Source organism: Kitasatospora sp. NPDC048722, from assembly GCF_040650235.1.
In the GTDB taxonomy this organism is placed as follows: Bacteria; Actinomycetota; Actinomycetes; order Streptomycetales; family Streptomycetaceae; genus Kitasatospora.
This window is the reverse complement of the sequence record NZ_JBEZGX010000031.1, coordinates 25,551-42,025: the sequence shown is the minus strand read 5'-3', so window position 1 is coordinate 42,025 and position 16,475 is coordinate 25,551. Positions and strand designations below refer to the sequence as shown.

14 protein-coding genes are annotated in these 16,475 nt (G+C 74.7%); 9 read left to right on the top strand and 5 right to left on the bottom strand.

The annotated features are described in order from the left end of the window. Window positions 1-84: 84 nt before the first annotated feature. Window positions 85-2,394, bottom strand: a complete 2,310-nt coding sequence (locus AB0C76_RS22835) for an FtsX-like permease family protein (RefSeq protein ID WP_359968346.1) — start codon at window positions 2,392-2,394, stop codon at window positions 85-87. 130 nt (window positions 2,395-2,524) lie between these two features. Then, window positions 2,525-3,250 carry an ABC transporter ATP-binding protein gene (locus AB0C76_RS22830; protein WP_359968343.1) on the bottom strand — a complete coding sequence of 242 codons (726 nt, stop codon included), beginning with the start codon at window positions 3,248-3,250 and terminating at the stop codon, window positions 2,525-2,527. A gap of 138 nt (window positions 3,251-3,388) precedes the next feature. On the opposite strand from AB0C76_RS22830, the gene AB0C76_RS22825 reads away from it, so the two are divergent. From AB0C76_RS22825 to AB0C76_RS22800, 6 genes are all read left to right on the top strand, one after another. Next, window positions 3,389-4,216, top strand: a complete 828-nt coding sequence (locus tag AB0C76_RS22825; protein WP_359968340.1) for a histidine kinase — start codon at window positions 3,389-3,391, stop codon at window positions 4,214-4,216. Then, on the top strand, window positions 4,213-4,938 hold the full coding sequence (locus AB0C76_RS22820) for a response regulator transcription factor (protein WP_359968337.1): 726 nt from the start codon (window positions 4,213-4,215) through the stop codon (window positions 4,936-4,938). The genes AB0C76_RS22825 and AB0C76_RS22820 overlap by 4 nt, the downstream gene beginning before the upstream one ends. Before the next feature lie 186 nt (window positions 4,939-5,124). Continuing rightward, on the top strand, window positions 5,125-6,330 hold the full coding sequence (locus AB0C76_RS22815) for a cytochrome P450 (protein WP_359968334.1): 1,206 nt from the start codon (window positions 5,125-5,127) through the stop codon (window positions 6,328-6,330). A 126-nt stretch (window positions 6,331-6,456) separates the two neighbouring features. Further along, entirely contained in the window at window positions 6,457-7,617 is a 1,161-nt protein-coding gene (locus AB0C76_RS22810) for a type III polyketide synthase (RefSeq protein WP_359968331.1), read from the top strand. Beyond that, entirely contained in the window at window positions 7,614-8,204 is a 591-nt protein-coding gene (locus AB0C76_RS22805; RefSeq protein WP_359968329.1) for an NUDIX domain-containing protein, read from the top strand. Before AB0C76_RS22810 ends, AB0C76_RS22805 begins: the two co-directional genes overlap by 4 nt. 98 nt (window positions 8,205-8,302) lie before the next feature. Beyond that, window positions 8,303-8,755 carry an SHOCT domain-containing protein gene (locus tag AB0C76_RS22800; RefSeq protein ID WP_359968326.1) on the top strand — a complete coding sequence of 151 codons (453 nt, stop codon included), beginning with the start codon at window positions 8,303-8,305 and terminating at the stop codon, window positions 8,753-8,755. A 111-nt stretch (window positions 8,756-8,866) separates the two neighbouring features. On the opposite strand, the gene AB0C76_RS22795 is transcribed toward AB0C76_RS22800, so the two are convergent. Next, window positions 8,867-11,308 (bottom strand): Tex family protein, encoded by a 2,442-nt coding sequence (locus AB0C76_RS22795; RefSeq protein ID WP_359968323.1) that lies wholly within the window; start codon window positions 11,306-11,308, stop codon window positions 8,867-8,869. A 168-nt stretch (window positions 11,309-11,476) separates the two neighbouring features. Between AB0C76_RS22795 and AB0C76_RS22790 the strand changes: the two genes are divergently transcribed. Then, the gene (locus tag AB0C76_RS22790; protein WP_359968320.1) at window positions 11,477-11,884 is read left to right on the top strand and encodes a PPOX class F420-dependent oxidoreductase; all 408 of its coding nucleotides are present in this window, start codon (window positions 11,477-11,479) and stop codon (window positions 11,882-11,884) included. A gap of 11 nt (window positions 11,885-11,895) precedes the next feature. On the opposite strand, the gene AB0C76_RS22785 is transcribed toward AB0C76_RS22790, so the two are convergent. Further along, window positions 11,896-12,543, bottom strand: a complete 648-nt coding sequence (locus AB0C76_RS22785; protein ID WP_359968317.1) for a hypothetical protein — start codon at window positions 12,541-12,543, stop codon at window positions 11,896-11,898. Window positions 12,544-12,636: 93 nt separating this feature from the next. On the opposite strand from AB0C76_RS22785, the gene AB0C76_RS22780 reads away from it, so the two are divergent. Beyond that, window positions 12,637-13,536 carry an aminoglycoside phosphotransferase family protein gene (locus tag AB0C76_RS22780; protein WP_359968314.1) on the top strand — a complete coding sequence of 300 codons (900 nt, stop codon included), beginning with the start codon at window positions 12,637-12,639 and terminating at the stop codon, window positions 13,534-13,536. A gap of 181 nt (window positions 13,537-13,717) precedes the next feature. Then, window positions 13,718-14,374, top strand: coding sequence for a TetR family transcriptional regulator (locus tag AB0C76_RS22775; protein ID WP_359968311.1), 657 nt, complete (start codon window positions 13,718-13,720; stop codon window positions 14,372-14,374). Here the strand turns inward: AB0C76_RS22775 and AB0C76_RS22770 are convergent. Next, window positions 14,371-16,449, bottom strand: a complete 2,079-nt coding sequence (locus AB0C76_RS22770) for an AAA family ATPase (RefSeq protein WP_359968308.1) — start codon at window positions 16,447-16,449, stop codon at window positions 14,371-14,373. The genes AB0C76_RS22775 and AB0C76_RS22770 overlap by 4 nt on opposite strands. Between the last annotated feature and the right edge of the window lie 26 nt (window positions 16,450-16,475).

Sequence of the window (16,475 nt, the reverse complement as noted above, 5' to 3'; positions counted from 1 at the left end):
TGATAGGCGCCCGCGCGCGACCTCCGTGACGGCGTCTCAAGTGCCGCAATCCGGAGGAAGCCCGCGGGCGCCCGGTCCCCGTCCCTACTCGCTGTGGAGCACCTCGGCGATCGGCAGCCGGGCCGCCGAACGGGCCGGGACGAGCGCGCCGAGGACGGCGATCGCGACGCCCGCCAGGGCGAGGCCGGCCAGCAGCGGGGCGCCCCAGACGTCGATCGTCCGCTCGGGGAAGTCGATGATCCGGACGTTCTCGACGATCAGCCGGTGCACCAGGATCCCGAACGGGATGCCGATGATCCCGCTGACCACGCCCTGCCAGGCCACCGAGGTGACCGTCATCGCGACGACCTGGCGGGGCGTCATGCCGATCGACTTCAGCATCCCGAGGTCGCGGCGGCGCTCGCGGACGGTGAGCAGCAGGGTGTTGAAGACGCCGAGCGCGGCGACCACCGACAGCAGGACGCTGAAGGTCGTGCTGAAGGTCCGGATCGCGACGACGCCCCCGTCCGAGGCGGCCGTGAAGACCGAGGGCGAGAGGCTCGGGTCGGCGGCCGTGACGGCCTTCCGGTACGCCTCGGCGTCGGTGCCGTCGGCGAGCCTCACGTCGTACTCGACCACGTGCGGGTCGGGGGTGAGCAGGGCCCTGGTGGCGTCGTTGGAGGAGATCGAGTTGGCGTTGCCCTCGTCCTCCTCGCCGACGATCGTGACGGTGGTCCGCCGGCCGTCCAGGACCAGGGTGATCCGGTCGCCGAGCTTGACCCCGTGCTGGTCGAGGAAGCCCGGACCGGCCTCGATCTCGTTCGGCCCGGTCGCCGGACGGCCCTCGACCGCCTGGAGCCGCCGGTGGTCGACCGCGTCGTCGCCGCCGTAGAAGTTGGCGAAGACGAGCTGGGGCTGGCCGACGATGCCGACCCGGACCAGCCCGCGGACGGAGACCCGCTCGGCGCCGGGAGCGGCGCGGAGCATCGCCTCGGTCTGCTCCGGGGTCAGGCGGGACTCGGTCCCGCTGCCGGAGAAGCCGGCGGTCGCCACGACGATGTGGGTCCTGCGGTCGGGCGTGGGCAGGGTCCTGGCCAGGGTGCTGCTCACTCCGGTGGTCACGGTCACGGTGACCACGCCGAGCACGATCGCCGCCATGGTCAGCGCGGTGCGGGCCGGGCGGGCGAAGGGCTGGCCGAGGCCGAGGCTGACGGCACGCGGCAACCGGGTGCCGCTCAGCCACCGCTGGATCCCGAGCCCGCGGCCGTTGCGCGGCGCGCTGCCGGCCGAGATCGCCTGGGCGGCGGAGAGCCGGTGGGCGCGCGAGGCGGGGACGAGGGCGGCGAGGGCGACCAGCAGCGGGACGCCGATCAGCGTGGCGGCGGGCAGCCAGCCGGCCGGCTCGATCACGGCGGTGCCGGTCGAGATCCCGGAGAAGGCGGCTTGGAGGATCGGGTACGACGCCGCCCAGCCGGCCGCCGTGCCGAGGACGGTGCCGACGACCGCGGGCACCGAGACCATGGTCAGGTAGACCACCACCACCTGGCGCGGGGTGAAGCCGATCGACTTCAGCACGCCGATGTGCCGGTAACCGGAGACCACCGCGCCGCTCACCACGTTGCCGACGATCAGCGCGGCGACGACGAGTCCGAGCACACCGAAGACAGTCATCAGCGGCAGGTAGGCATCGGCGCCCGCCGAGAAGGCCTGCTTGAGCACCAGGTAGGACTGCGCGCTGGCGACCGCGTTCGTCGGCAGGCCCTCGGTGGCGTCGGCGAGCGAAGCGGCGAGCCGCCGCTCGGTGGCCGCGTCGGTGAAGCGGTAGAGCATCTGCCGCCCGGTGGGGTGCAGGGCGGCCGCCTGTTCCGGGGTGACCCAGCCGCCGGCGGACTGGCTCATGTCGGTCGCGAAGCCGACGATGGTGAGCCTCAGCCCGGTGCTGGTGGTGAGCGGCGTGCCGACGTACTTCGCCGCGGCGCCCCCGGCCGGGTTGTTCACGACCACCTCGCCGGGTGCGGCGGCCCAGCGACCGGCCAGCAGTCGCACCCGGTCCACCGGGCCGGCCGGGTCGGCCCGGCCGACCAGGGTCAGCGGGCCCCCCGCGTGGCCGACCCACTCGGCGGGGATGGTCACCACGGCCTGGTCGAAGGGCCCGGCGGCGGCCTCGACGCCCGGTCGGTGGGCGGTGTCGGCCAGTTGCTCCGGTGAGGCCTCGGCCGGGTCGAAGAGGGCGGTGACGTGCGCGCCGCGCTCGGCCTCGAAGGCGGTGTCGAACGGCGCCCGGGCGGCGCTGATCACCGCGAGGGCGAGCAGCACGGTCGCGGTGGAGCAGAAGACGACGAGGCCGATCACGACGGTCTGCACCCGGCGGCGCTTCACCGCCGCCCGGGAAGCGCGCCACACGGCTCCGGTCATGCCCCCACCTCGATCCGCTCGGCGGGCGCTTCCCGCAGCGGGCGCCTTCCGGCGGTCGGCGCTTCTCCAGCCTCCGGCCCGGCGGCACCTCCCGGCCGCCGGGCTGGGGGCGGGTACCCCCATCGCTCGCTCACGACGACGCCTCCAGGGCACGCTCCCGCGCGACCCGGCCGTCCGCCATCTCCACCAGCCTGCCGGCGCAGCGGGTGGCCAGGTTGGGGTCGTGGGTGACGATCAGCAGGGTCTGCCCGATCTGGTTGAGGTCGATCAGCAGGTCCATCACCTGCTCGCCCGAGCGGCTGTCCAGGGCGCCGGTCGGCTCGTCCGCGAGCAGCAGGGCCGGGCGGTTCATCAGGGCCCGGGCGACGGCGACGCGCTGGCGCTCGCCGCCGCTGAGGGTGGCCGGGTAGGTGTCCTTGCGGTGGGCGACGCCGAGCTCGTCGAGCAGTTCCAGGGCCCGGCGGCGCGCCTGCTTGGCCGTGGTGCCGGTCAGCTGGGCGGCGAGGGCCACGTTGTCGAGGGCCGGCAGGTCGTCGATGAGGTTGAAGAACTGGAAGATCATGCCGACGTGGCGGCGCCGGAAGAGCGCGAGCCCGGTCTCGTCCAGCCGCCCGAGGTCCTGGCCGTGCACCCGGACGGTGCCCGAGGTCGGCCGGTCCAGGCCGGCGACCATGTTCAGCAGGGTGGACTTGCCGCAGCCCGAAGGGCCCATCACGGCCACCGCCTCGCCCGGCCGGATCGTCAGGTCGACCCCGTCCAGGGCCCGCGCGTCGCCGAACTCCTTGTGCACCCCGGACAGCTCGACGACGGCCTGCGCGCCGCCGGGTCCGGACGTCCCGTCGTGAACGTTTCTCATGGACGACGACGGTAGGCGGGCGGCCCGGGCACCGCGTCCCACCTGGGGTGTAACCGTCGGGGCCCGTAGTACCGGGGATGTACGGGACCGGCACCCCCGGATGACGTGGAGCACGGCCTGGGCTGGGAAACTGGCGGTGTGTGGGCAACGGGGTGGGAGTGGGCGGCACTCGCCGCGGCGGGCGGATCGGCCGGCGCGGCCGGTTGGCTGGGCGTGGCGCTCGCGCGGGCGCGGCGGCTGCACCGGGCGGCGGCCGGGGAGCGCGGCTGGCTGCTGGAGCGCGAGCGGGAGAGCGCCGCGCGGACCGCGGTCGACGCCGAACGGGCGCGCATCGCCGCCGAGTTGCACGACATCGTCAGCCACAACGTGAGCGTGATGGTGGTGCAGGCCGGCGCCGCGCGCGAGGTCCTCGCCACCATGCCGGAGGAGGCCGCCGCCGCGATGGCCGCCGTGGAGGCCGCCGGCCGCGACACCATGACCGAACTGCGGCACCTGCTCGGCCTGCTCGCCCCGGCGGCGGACGGCTCCGAGGAGGAGGAACCGGACGGCTTCGCACCGCAGCCGAGCCTCGCCCGGCTCAGCCCGCTCATCGACCGCTTCGCCTTCGCCGGCCTGCCGGTGGAGGTCCGTGTCTCCGGCGAGCCGCGCCCGCTGCCCGGGGGCATCGACGTGACGGCGTACCGGATCATCCAGGAGGCGCTCACCAACGCGCTCAAGCACGGGGACGGGGTGACGGCGGACGTGACCGTGCGCTACGCGGACCACTACCTGCGGGTCGAGGTGCTCAACTGCGGGCCCAGCGTGCTCTCCGGCGGCACGGCACCCGCCAGGGAGGCCGACGGCGCCGGGCGCGGGCTGCTCGGCCTGCGCGAACGCGTCGCCGTGTACGGCGGGGACTTCGACGCCCGGCGCCGGCTGGGCGGCGGCTTCCGGGTCCGCGCGCGCATCCCGCTGGACCGGCCGTGAGCGCCCCGGAGGAGACGTCCTCGGGGCCGACGGCCGGGGCGGCGGCGGAGCGCCGCCCGCGCGTCGTGATCGCCGACGACCAGGAGCTCGTCCGCACCGGCTTCCGGATGATCCTCACCGCGCGCGGCATCGACGTGGTCGCCGAGGCCGCGGACGGTGCCGGGGCGGTGGCCGCCGCCGTCGCGCACCGGCCGGACGTCGCGCTCCTCGACATCAGGATGCCCGGCACGGACGGTCTGGAGGCGGCCCGCCGGATCCTCGCGCTGGTACCCGGGTGCCGGGTCGTCATGCTGACCACCTTCGACCTCGACCACTACGTGTACGCCGCCCTGGCCGCCGGGGCGAGCGGCTTCCTCCTCAAGGACGTCACCTCCGCCCACCTCGCCGCCGCCGTCCGCCTCGTGGACACCGGCGACGCCCTCCTCGCGCCCTCCATCACCCGCCGCCTCGTCGAGCGCTTCGCCTCCGGCACGGCCCCCGCCGCCGCGGGCGCCGCCACCGTGCACCGGGACCTCGCGCCGCTCACGCCCCGCGAGGTGGAGGTGCTCACCCTGATGGGCCGCGGACTGTCCAACGGCGAGTTGGCGCGCGAACTGACGCTCAGCGAATCGACGGTGAAGACGCACGTGGCCCGGATCTTCGCCAAACTCGACCTGCGCGACCGGGCCCAGGCCGTGGTCCTCGCGTACGAGACCGGCCTGGTCGCCCCGAAGGGGCGCTGAGCGCGCCGGTCGCGCACCGCCCCGCTCAACTCCCCTGATTCACACGAAAATCATCCATCTAACTCGTTCGAGGTAACTGGCCTTCTCACCCACATTTTTGCCAGCCCATGGGGGAACATCTGCGTGTCCGCGCCCGGACGGGTCATCCCCTCCGGGCGGCATCACCTTCAGCCTTTGGATCGGCCCGTGACTACCTCCGCCCCCGTGTGGGACTGCCCCTTCAACCACACCGAAGGCCTGGAGTTCGACCCCCTCCTCAAGCGGCTGCTCACCGAGGCCCCGGTCGCCCGGATCCGGCTGCCGCACGGCGAGGGCGAGGCCTGGCTGGCCACCCGCTACGAGGACGTCCGGACCGTCACCACCGACCGCCGCTTCAGCCGCGCCGCCGGCATCGGGCGGGACCTCCCCCGCATGACGCCCGCCCCGATCGCCCAGGCCGAGGCGATCAACCTGATGGACCCGCCCGCCCACAACCGGCTGCGCCGCCTCGTCGCCCAGGGCTTCACCAACCGCCAGGTCGAGCGGATGCGGGCGCGCACCCAGCGGATCGTCGACGGGTACCTCGACGAGATGGCCGAACACGGCGCCCCCGCCGACCTCGTGCACTTCCTCTCCTCCCGGCTCCCGCTCACCACCATCTGCGAGATGCTCGACATCCCCGAGCAGGACCGCGCCGAACTGCGCGGCCACGCCGTCGCGATGATGGCCATGAGCCCGGACGGGCGCGAGGGCCAGGAGCGCGCCAAGGCCGCGCTGCGCGCCTACTTCGCCGAGCTGACCGCCGCCCGCCGCCGCACCCCCGGCGAGGACCTGGTCAGCGCCCTCGCCACCGCCCGCGACGGCGACGAGCTGCTGGACGACGACGAGCTGGCCGTCATGGCGATGGTGCTCCTGGTCACCGGCCACGACACCAGCACCTACCAGCTCAGCAACATCACCTACACCCTGCTCACCCACCCCGAGCAGCTCGCCAAGCTCCGCGCCCAGCCGGACCTGTTGCCCCGCGCCCTGGAGGAGCTCCTGCGCTTCATCCCGTTCCGCCAGGGCGTCGGCATCGCCCGGGTCGCCACCGAGGACGTCGAGCTGAGCGGGGTGCTCGTCCGGGCCGGAGAGCCGGTGCACGTCTCCTACCTGGCCGCCAACCGCGACCCGGCGGTCTACGAGCGGCCCGACGAGCTCGACCTCGACCGCGGCGCGCCCACCCACATGACCTTCGGGTACGGCCAGCACCACTGCCTCGGCGCCCACCTGGCCCGGATGGAGCTCCAGGTCGCCATCGGCACGCTGCTGCGGCGGTTCCCCGGGCTGCGCCTGGCCGTGCCGCCGGCCGAGCTCGACTGGCGGACGGGCTCCATCTGGCGCTACCCGCGGGTCCTGCCGCTCGCCTGGTGACCCGCCGCGCCGTCGCGCGTGCCCGCCCGTCCACCGCCACCACCACCAGGCACCGGCCCGCCCCGCGCGCCGGGCCCGGCCGCCCGTCGGCCCGCCCGCGGGCCACCCAGGGGAGATCGCGTACCCATGGCAACACTCTGCCGCCCCGCCATCGCCGTGCCCGAGCACGTCATCACCCTCGACGAGACCCTCGACCTGGCCCGCGCGATGCACGCCGGCCACCCCCAACTCGGTCTCGCGCTACGGCTGATCGAGAACACCGGCGTGCGGACCCGGCACCTGGTCCAGCCCATCGAGCAGACCCTGCGGCACCCCGGCTTCACCGCCCGCAACGCCGTCTACGAGCGGGAGGCCAAGCGCCGCGTCCCCGAGGTGGTCGAAGCGGCCCTGCGCAACGCCCAGTTGGGCGCCCAGGACGTCGACCTCCTGATCTACGTGTCGTGCACCGGCTTCATGATGCCGTCGATGACCGCCTGGCTCATCAACACCATGGGCCTGCGCCCGGACACCCGCCAGATGCCGATCGCCCAGCTCGGCTGCGCGGCCGGCGGCGCCGCCGTCAACCGCGCGCACGACTTCTGCCGCGCCTACCCGGGCGCCAACGTGCTGATCGTGGCCTGCGAGTTCTGCTCGCTGTGCTACCAGCCGACCGACCTCGGCGTCGGCTCGCTGCTCTCCAACGGCCTGTTCGGGGACGCCGTCGCCGCCGTGGTGATGCGCGGGCACGGCGGCACCGGGGTGTCGGTCGAGCGCAACGGCTCGCACCTCGTCCCGGACACCGAGAACTGGATCTCCTACGGGGTCAGGGACACCGGCTTCCACTTCCAGCTCGACCGGCGGGTGCCCGGCACGATGGAGATGCTCGCACCCGCCCTGCGCGGCCTGGCCGGCGAGCACGGCTGGGACGTGTCGGGGCTCGACTTCTACATCGTCCACGCCGGGGGCCCGCGCATCCTCGACGACCTGTGCCACTTCCTCAACCTCGATCCGGCGATGTTCCGTTACAGCCGCGCCACGCTGAGCGAGCGCGGCAACATCGCGAGTGCCGTCGTCTTCGACGCACTGGCCCGGCTGTTCGCCGACGGCGGCGCGGCCGACGGCACCCACGGGCTGATCGCCGGCTTCGGACCCGGCATCACCGCAGAGATCTCGCTGGGGAGTTGGGTGTCCGCGCCGCGCGGCGTGGCCCAACCCCGGCGGCCGCGCGCCATCGCCACCGCCGACCTCTCTCGCGTCCATCCCGGTGTCCCCCGCCGTTTCCCGGCCGGCACTACGATCACCGAATGACCGATACCACGGACCGGACCGCCACCGACCCCTCCGCCAGAGCCGCCGAACTCGCCGCGCTCTTCCCCGCGTTGCACGCGCCCCAGTACTGGGCCTGGGGCAGGTACGACGCGCGGTTCTCGACCGAGCTGCCGCCGGACGGGCTGGTGACCAACATCCACCTGGTGGGCTTCGCGGACGGCGGCGTGGTGCTCTGCCGGGACGACCGGGACCACTGGTTCCTGCCCGGCGGCACGCGCGAACGGGACGAGACCGTCGCCGACTGCCTGCGGCGCGAGCTCACGGAGGAGGCGGGCGCCCGGCTGCTCGGCGAGCCCGCCTGGCTCGGCGCGCACCGCTGCCGCACGGACGACCCGACGCCCTACCGGCCCTGGCAGCCGCACCCGGAGAAGGCGTGGCTGTGGGGCTGGGCGGAGGTCGCGCTGGACTCCGCGCCGACCAACCCCTCGGACGGCGAGCAGGTCGTCGAGGTCCGCGCACTGCCGGCGGCCGCGGCTCAGCGGCTCCTGGTGGACTCGCACGAGGCCTGGTGGGGCGAGCTGGTCGGGCTCGCGGTGGAGCTGCGGCGACGGGCGGGGCTCGGCTGAGACCGCGTCCCGCAGCGGCGTTCCCACGCCGGGCGAAGATCGGCGGAACGGCCAAGCAGCAGTGCGCACCGTCCGTCTTCCGATGAGATGACTCGGCCGTGGACACCTCTTCGTTGGCCGCCTCGCCGGCCGTGGACCAGCCGGCGCTCGACATCTTCCGGACGATGCTGGAGCCGTTCCTCCGGGTGCGCCGGTCCTTCCTGCTGTCCAAGATCATCACGGACGTCTTCCGCAGCCCTGACGTGAGCGACCGGCGCAAGGCCGGCTGGCCGGTCCTGGTGATCGTCCTGCCGCTGATCGGCGTACTCGCCTGCCCGATCGCACGCGGTGAGGGCATGGGGAAGCGGGACCTCCCCCGGGCACAGCAGGCCGAGGCAGTCGTCCAGGCGTACGTCCGGGACGCGGCCGGGACCTCCGGGGCCCGGCGGACGGCGGCGGACGGCGGCGGGCGCGGCCACGTCGACGACCTGGCGACACTGGCGGACCCGAAGGACGAGGGCCTCGTCTCCGCCGAGGAGTACCAGCGGGCCGAGGACGGGCTCCCGGGGTGAGCGGAAACGGCGGAACGGCCGGGGCCGGCGGGCGCTGTGCCTGCCGGCCCCGGCCGTTCCGGGTTCTGCGTTCTGCTTTCCGGGTTCCGGGTTCCGGGTTCCGGGTTCCGCTCAGCGCCGCCCGGAGCGGCGGCCGTCGCGCCCGCCCTGACCGCCCGAACCCCCGGTCAGGCCTGCCCGGCGCAGCGCGTCCGCCATGGCGCTGTTCGCCGGCGGGGTGCCACCGCCGGAGCCGCCCTGGCCGCCCTGGCCGCCCTGGCCGCGCCGGTCCTGGCGCGGCGGGCGGGCCTGCCGGTCGCCGCCACTGCGGCCCCGCTCGCCGCCGCGGTCCCCGCCGCGGCCGGGCTCGTCGTCCAGGCGCAGCGTCAGCCCGATCCGCTTGCGCGGCACGTCCACCGAGGTGACCCGGACCTTCACGATGTCGCCCGGCTTGACCACCTCGCGCGGGTCCTTGACGAAGTTCCTCGACAGCGCGGAGACGTGCACCAGGCCGTCCTGGTGGACGCCCACGTCGACGAAGGCGCCGAACGCGGCGACGTTGGTGACCACGCCCTCCAGCACCATGCCGACCTCCAGGTCGCCGATCTTGTCGACGCCCTCCTTGAAGACGGCGGTGCGGAACGCCGGGCGCGGGTCGCGGCCCGGTTTGTCCAGCTCGCCGAGGATGTCGGTGACGGTCGGGATGCCGAAGGTGTCGTCGGCGAAGTCCGCCGGGCGCAGCGCACGCAGCCGCTCGCCGTTGCCGATCAGCTCGCGCAGCTCGCCGCCGGTCGCGGCGAGGATGCGGCGCACCACCGGGTAGGCCTCGGGGTGCACGCTGGAGGCGTCCAGCGGGTCGTCGCCGCCGGGGATGCGCAGGAAGCCCGCACACTGCTCGAACGCCTTCGGACCGAGCCGGGCGACGTCCTTGAGCTGCTTGCGGGTGCGGAACGGGCCGTTGGCGTCTCGGTGGGCCACGATGTTGTCGGCGAGCGTGCCGGTGATGCCGGAGACGCGGGTCAGCAGCGGCGCCGAGGCGGTGTTGACGTCCACGCCGACGGCGTTCACGCAGTCCTCGACGACGGCGTCCAGCGAGCGCGAGAGCGACACCTCGCTCAGGTCGTGCTGGTACTGGCCGACGCCGATCGACTTGGGGTCGATCTTGACGAGTTCGGCGAGCGGGTCCTGAAGGCGGCGGGCGATGGAGACCGCACCGCGGATGGACACGTCCAGCTCGGGCAGCTCCTGCGAGGCGAACGCGGAGGCCGAGTACACGGAGGCGCCGGCCTCGCTCACCATCGCCTTGGTGAGCCCCAGTTCGGGGTGGCGCTTGAGCAGGTCCTCGGCGAGCTTGTCGGTCTCGCGGGAAGCGGTGCCGTTGCCGATCGCGATCAGGTCGACGCCGTGCTTCTTCGCCAGCGCCGCCAGGGTGGCCAGCGAGGCGTCCCACTTGTTGGCGGGCTGGTGCGGGTAGATCGTGTCGTGCGCCACGACCTTGCCGGTGGCGTCCACGACGGCGACCTTCACGCCGGTGCGGAAGCCCGGGTCCAGGCCCATGGTGGCGCGGGTGCCGGCCGGGGCGGCGAGCAGGAGGTCGCGGAGGTTCGCCGCGAACACGCGCACCGCCTCGGTCTCGGCCTCGGCGCGCAGCCGGGCCCGCAGGTCGATGCCGAGCCGCACCAGGATGCGGGTGCGCCAGGCCCAGCGGACGGTGTCGACGAGCCACTTGTCCGCCGGGCGGCCGCGGTCGGCGATGCCGAAGCGGGCGGCGATGCGCTGCTCGTAGTCGGTCGCGCCGGGCAGGTCGGTGTCCTCGTCGCCGTCCAGCGGGGACAGTTCGAGGTCGAGCACCTCCTCCTTCTCGCCGCGCAGCATCGCGAGGATGCGGTGCGAGGGGAGCTTGGTGTAGGGCTCGGCGAAGTCGAAGTAGTCGGCGAACTTGGCGCCGTCCTGCTCCTTGCCGTCCCGCACCCGGGCGACCAGCCGGCCGCGGGTCCACATCCGCTCGCGCAGCGAGCCGACCAGGTCGGCGTCCTCGCCGAAGCGCTCGACCAGGATCGCGCGGGCGCCCTCCAGGGCCGCGTTCCCGTCCGTCACGGCCTCGTTGAGGTACCCGGCGGCCAGCGCGGCCGGGTCCTGGGAGGGATCGGCGAGCAGGGTGTCGGCGAGCGGCTCCAGGCCGGCCTCGCGGGCGATCTGCGCCTTGGTGCGCCGCTTCGGCTTGAACGGCAGGTAGATGTCCTCCAGGCGGGCCTTGGAGTCGGCCGCGAGGACCCGCGCGCGCAGCGCGTCGTCCAACTTGCCCTGGGCCTCGATCGACTCCAGGACGGCGGTGCGGCGCTCCTCCAGTTCGCGCAGGTAGCGCAGCCGCTCCTCCAGCGTGCGCAGTTGCGCGTCGTCGAGGGAGCCGGTGGCCTCCTTGCGGTATCGGGCGACGAACGGGACGGTCGCGCCGCCGTCGAGCAGGTCGACGGCGGCCGTCACCTGCCCGTCGCGGACGCCCAGTTCCTCGGCGATCTTCCGCTCGATCGCCCGCTGGGCCCGCCGGGACTGCTCATCGACTGGCGTGGTCACGAAGCCGGTCACCTTCTCCTTCAGTGCGTTCGCCGTACGCCCTGCATTCTGGCAGGTGCCGCGGACGGCTCCCGGCCGCACCCGGGGCGGCCGGGCGTGGCGGGTTCGCCGCCGCGGCTCCAACCGGGCTTGAGCGGTGCTCCGTTGCGCCTCCCTACGGTGGCGGGCATGGACACCTCCCCTTCCCTGGAGGCGGGGCGTGCCGCGCGGCTCGACCGTCTCGCCTCCGCCAAGTACCTGCTGTTCACGACCTTCCGGCGGGACGGCACCGGCGTGCCGACGCCGGTGTGGGTCGCCCGGGACGGCGACGCACTCGTCTTCACCACCGTCACCCGCACCGGCAAGGTCAAGCGGCTGCGCCGGCGCACCGACGTCCTGGTCGGGCCGTGCGACATCCGCGGCACCCTGCTCGGCGAGCAGGTCCCGGCCACCGCCGTGCTCGACGCCAGCCGGGCGCCCGCGTACCGCCGACTGCTGCGCCGCAAGTACGGCCCGCTGTGCGCGGTCGCGCTGGCGGCCAACGTGGTGCGGTTCGGCCGGGGCGGCACGGTCGGGGTGCGGGTGACCCTCGGCTGAGCCGTTCGACGTCAGCCGCCGAGGTGGAGCTCCCGGTTCGGCCGGCCGTCGGCGGCGAGGCCGATCGTGACGGTCCCGCCGTCGGTGGTGAGCTCGATCCGGTCCGGGCCGGACCAGCGGACGATGGTGCCGGTCGGATCGTCGTACGGGCCCTCGTCGGCGATCAGCCAGCGGCGGGTGGTCAGCCCGGTGCCCTCGTCGACGTAGTACGCCGTGGTGGAGTCGAGCGCCCAGCCCGTCTCCTCCTGCACGATCTTCCGGTCGGTGCGGCCCGGCGCCTCCTGGGTGCCCTTCACGACCGTGGAGGTCGCGAGGAAGAGCCAGAGCATCATCGTCCCGGCCGCCAGCAGCGTGACAACGGTGGCGAAGAGGATCCGGAGCCACATCCACCAGGGGACGTTGAGCACCGCGACGAACAGCGCCGGGATCGCCAGGGTCCAGAGCAGCAGCGGGTGGTCGAACCACTGCCGCAGGACGAGGTATCCGCCCGAGCGGCTGTTGTAGTGGCCGATCACGACCAGGAGCAGCAGGACGGCCAGGACGGCGAACGCGGCCCGGAACGCCCAGCGCTCGGGGCGCGTCCACTCGATCGTGCGCCTGCCCGCCGATGCGTCCGTCCGTCTGCCAGGCTGTCCGTCCGCCGGCCGTGTGGTGATCATCGCGCCAGCGTAGTGATCTGATGATCCGAATTTGTCACGGGAGTTCGATGATCCGGCTGCTGGCCGTGCGAACCGCGCTGTACGCTGCCGGGCATGTGCGCTGCCGCCAGGATGCACCTCGACGAACCGGACATCGACGCGGCCCTGGTGCGGCGGCTGCTCTCCGCCCAGTTCCCGCAGTGGGTCGGCCTGCCGATCCGCCCGGTCGCCTCCGCCGGGACGGACAACGCCATGTTCCGGCTCGGCCCGGACCTCGCCGTCCGCCTCCCGCGAGTCGGCTGGGCCGCGGACGGCGTCGGCCGCGAACAGTACTGGCTGCCGCGGCTCGCCCCGCACCTGCCACAGCCGATCCCCTCGCCGGTAGCCCTCGGCCGGCCCGCCGTCGGCTACCCGTGGGAGTGGTCGGTGGTCCGCTGGCTCGACGGCGTGAACCCGGCCGTCGGTGCGCTCGCCGCGCCACTCCGACTCGCCCGCGACCTGGCCGCGTTCATCACCGGCCTGAGATCCGCCGACCCGGCCGGCGGCCCGCCCGCGGCCCGCGGCGTCCCGCTCGCCGCCCGTGACGGCGCGACCCGCGCGGCGCTCGCCCGGCTCACGGGAACGATCGACACCGCGACCGCGACGGCCCTGTGGGACGAGGCCCTGCGCCTGCCCGACTACACCGGGCCGGCCACCTGGATGCACGGCGACCTCTCCCCCGGCAACCTCCTCCTCGCCCCCACCGGACGGCTCGGTGCGGTCATCGACTTCGGCCTGATGGGCGTCGGCGACCCGACCGTCGACGTCATCGCCGCGTGGACCGTCCTGCCCGCCCAGGCCCGCACCGCCTTCCGCACCGCCCTCGGCGCCGACGACGCCATGTGGGCCCGCGCCCGCGCCTGGGCCCTGTCCATCGCCCTCATCGCGATCCCGTACTACCGGCACACCAACCCCACCCTGACCGCGGCCGCCCGCCACGTCGTCCGCGAGGTCCTCGCCGACCGCACCGCCTGATCCGGCACCCTTTCCCGGCAGCCGTTCAGACCGGGTCAGAAACCTTCCTCGGTCAAGTCCGCTGCTAGCCTGGGTGGCATGAGCGAGAGCAACGAGGTGGGCGCGTGAGCGAGAGCAGCGAGCGAACAGTCAAGAGGTGCGCGTTTCGCGAAGCGACCGCCGAGCGCAGCGAGGTGGGCGCGTGAGCGGTCTGCGGGAGCTGAAGAAGGAACGGACGCGGCGGGCGATCTCGGAGGCGGCGATCGCGCTGTTCCTTGAGCACGGGTTCGACCGGGTGTCGGTGGCCGACGTGGCCGCGGCGGCCGAGGTGTCGAAGCCGACGCTGTTCAGCTACTTCCCGTCCAAGGAGGACCTGGTCGTCCACCGCTTCGCCGACCACCAGGACCAGGCCGCCGACGTGGTCCGCGGCCGGGCTCCGGGCGAGACGGCGATCGGCGCGCTGCACCGGGACTTCGTGGCCGGGCTGGACCGGCGCGACCCGGTCACCGGGCTCAACGACCACCCCGCCGTACTGGCGTTCAACCGGCTCGTCCGCTCCACCCCGGGCCTGGTGGCCCGCGGCGCGCAGTACCTCACGCGGGCCGAGGAGTCCCTGGCCGAGGCCCTGCGCGAGGACCCGGACGTCACCCCGCCCCGCGTGCTCTCGGCGCGGCTCCTGGCCGCCCAGCTCACCGCGACCCAGCGTGTCCTCGCCGAGCACAACCACCACCGCATCGCCGAGGACGGCCAGAGCGCCGACGAGCTCCACTTCGAGGCCGTCGGCGACGCCGACCGCGCCTTCGAACTCCTGGAGCACGGCTGGGCCCGGGCCGCCGGCCCCGGGCGCCCGACCCGCTAGCCCGCCGCCCCCGCGCCTGCTGCCGCCCCCGCCCGCATGGCCTCCGGCAGCGGGCGGGCGTGCAGCACGTCGAGGCGGGAGACGGCCCGGGTGAGCGCCACGTAGAGACGGTGCAGGCCGCGCGGTTCGGCCTCGACGATCGCGGCGGGCTCCAGGACGATCACGTGGTCGTACTCAAGTCCCTTGGCCAGCGAGGCCGGCAGCACGGTGAGCCGGGCCGCCCCGCCGACCCCGTCCGCGGTCGCCGCCGGCAGCCCGGCCGCCGCCAGCACCTCCGCCGTCCGTGCCGCCGCGGAGTCCGCCGCGATCACGGCCACCGAGCCCTCGCGGCCGAGCGCCTCGCGGACGATGCCGGCCACCTCCTCCTCCACGGACGCCACTTGACTGACCGCCACCTCTCCACCCGCCCGCAGCGAAACCGCCGGCGGCACGTCCACGCCGAGCGCACCCAGCACCCGGTTGGCGAGCTCCATCACCGCCGCCGGGACGCGGAAGCCCGTCGTCAGCGGCACCACCGCCGCCCGCGGCGTGCCGAGGTGGGCCAACTGCTCGGGCCAACTCCGCGCCGCCCCGGGCGTGGTGGACTGCGCGAGGTCGCCGAGGACGGTGAGCGAGCCGAAGCCGCTGCGGCGCGCGATCGCGCGGCACTGCATCGGCGAGAGGTCCTGCGCCTCGTCGACGACGACGTGCCCGAACCCGTCCGGCCGCTCGATCAGGCCCGCGACCTCGTCCAGCAGGAACAGGTCGTGCGCCGACCAGGCCGCGCTCCGCTCCGAACGCGGCGGGCGCGACCACCGGATCGCCGCCTGCTCGTCCGCATCCAGCAGGCCGGCCGCGGCCGCCGCCAACACCTCTGGATCGCCGAGAAGTTCGGCCACCACGAGCTCCGGGCGGACGGCCGGCCACGCGGCGTCCAGGAACTCCTTCACCGGTCGGCAGCGCCCGGTCCGCGCCTCCCACGTCCCGCTGCGGACGCCCGTGCGCCGCTCGGCCCGGTCCCGCAACGCCGCCACCACCCGGGTGCGCAGATGCTCGCGCCCGATCGCGTACGGCACGCCCTGCCCGCGCACCTCCGCGACCATCGATTCCAGTGCCTCCCTCGGGACCCGCCAGCGGTACGAGCCCTCCGTGACGACCACCGGCTCGGCGCCCACCGCCCGGACCCTGGCGTACAGGGCGCGCTCCAGGACGGCGGCCATCCGGGCGTCCTGCTTGACGGCCGCGGCGCGCGCGTCGTCCTCGCCGCGCACCGGGTGGATGGCGACCAGGTCCTCCGCGGTGCACTGGGCGACGTCGATCTCGCCGAGCGCGGGGAGGACTTCGGCGATGTAGCGCAGGAACGCCCGGTTCGGGCCGATCACCAGCAGGCCCGAGCGCCGGATCCGCTGCGGGTGGGTGTAGAGCAGGTACGCGGCGCGGTGCAGGCCGACGGCGGTCTTGCCGCTGCCGGGCGCACCCTGTACGCACACGGACTCGGCCAGCCCGCCGCGCACCAGCGCGTCCTGCTCGGGCTGGATGGTCGCGACGATGTCGCGCATCGGCCCGGTCCGGGGGCGCTCGATCTCCGCGGCCAGGATGCCGCCGGGGGCAGCGGCGGGCGGCCCGCCGAGCCGCTCGTCCTCCAGGCCGGTCAGGTCCTCCGGCGCCCCGGGGCTCGCCGGCGCCCAGCCGAACCGGCGGCGCCCGGCCAGGCCGAGCGGGTCGTGCGGGCCGGCCTGGTAGAAGACCCGGGAGACCGGGGCCCGCCAGTCGACCACCAGCGGCGGCACGGTCGGATCCTCGGAGATCCGGCGGCGGCCCACGTAGTAGCGCTGCCGCCGGTGGTCGCCGGCCTCGGGGGCGTCGCCGAAGTCGAGCCGGCCGAAGAAGGCCGGGCTGTCCGGCAGGTCGGCCATCCGCCGGGCCCGGGTGCGCAGGTAGCGGCCGAGCGCCTCGGCGCTGGCGCCGTCGCCGGACACGTCCTCGCCCGCGAGCACCTGGTACCCGGCGTCGTCCACCTGCCGTGCGAGCGCCTCCCGGCACCGGGCGACGTAGGCCCGCTCCCGCGCCAGCTCGCCGTCGATCCCCGCCGCCACGCCGCGACCTCCCGACCGTCGTTCCC

What these genes read in the sequence shown, in the direction of transcription:
- AB0C76_RS22835 (WP_359968346.1), bottom strand. Translation starts at nt 2,394, where the DNA reads ATGACCGGAGCCGTGTGGCGCGCTTCCCGGGCGGCGGTGAAGCGCCGC.
- AB0C76_RS22830 (WP_359968343.1), bottom strand. Translation starts at nt 3,250, where the DNA reads ATGAGAAACGTTCACGACGGGACGTCCGGACCCGGCGGCGCGCAGGCC.
- AB0C76_RS22810 (WP_359968331.1), top strand. Translation starts at nt 6,457, where the DNA reads ATGGCAACACTCTGCCGCCCCGCCATCGCCGTGCCCGAGCACGTCATC.
- AB0C76_RS22805 (WP_359968329.1), top strand. Translation starts at nt 7,614, where the DNA reads ATGACCGATACCACGGACCGGACCGCCACCGACCCCTCCGCCAGAGCC.
- AB0C76_RS22790 (WP_359968320.1), top strand. Translation starts at nt 11,477, where the DNA reads ATGGACACCTCCCCTTCCCTGGAGGCGGGGCGTGCCGCGCGGCTCGAC.
- AB0C76_RS22785 (WP_359968317.1), bottom strand. Translation starts at nt 12,543, where the DNA reads ATGATCACCACACGGCCGGCGGACGGACAGCCTGGCAGACGGACGGAC.
- AB0C76_RS22780 (WP_359968314.1), top strand. Translation starts at nt 12,637, where the DNA reads ATGTGCGCTGCCGCCAGGATGCACCTCGACGAACCGGACATCGACGCG.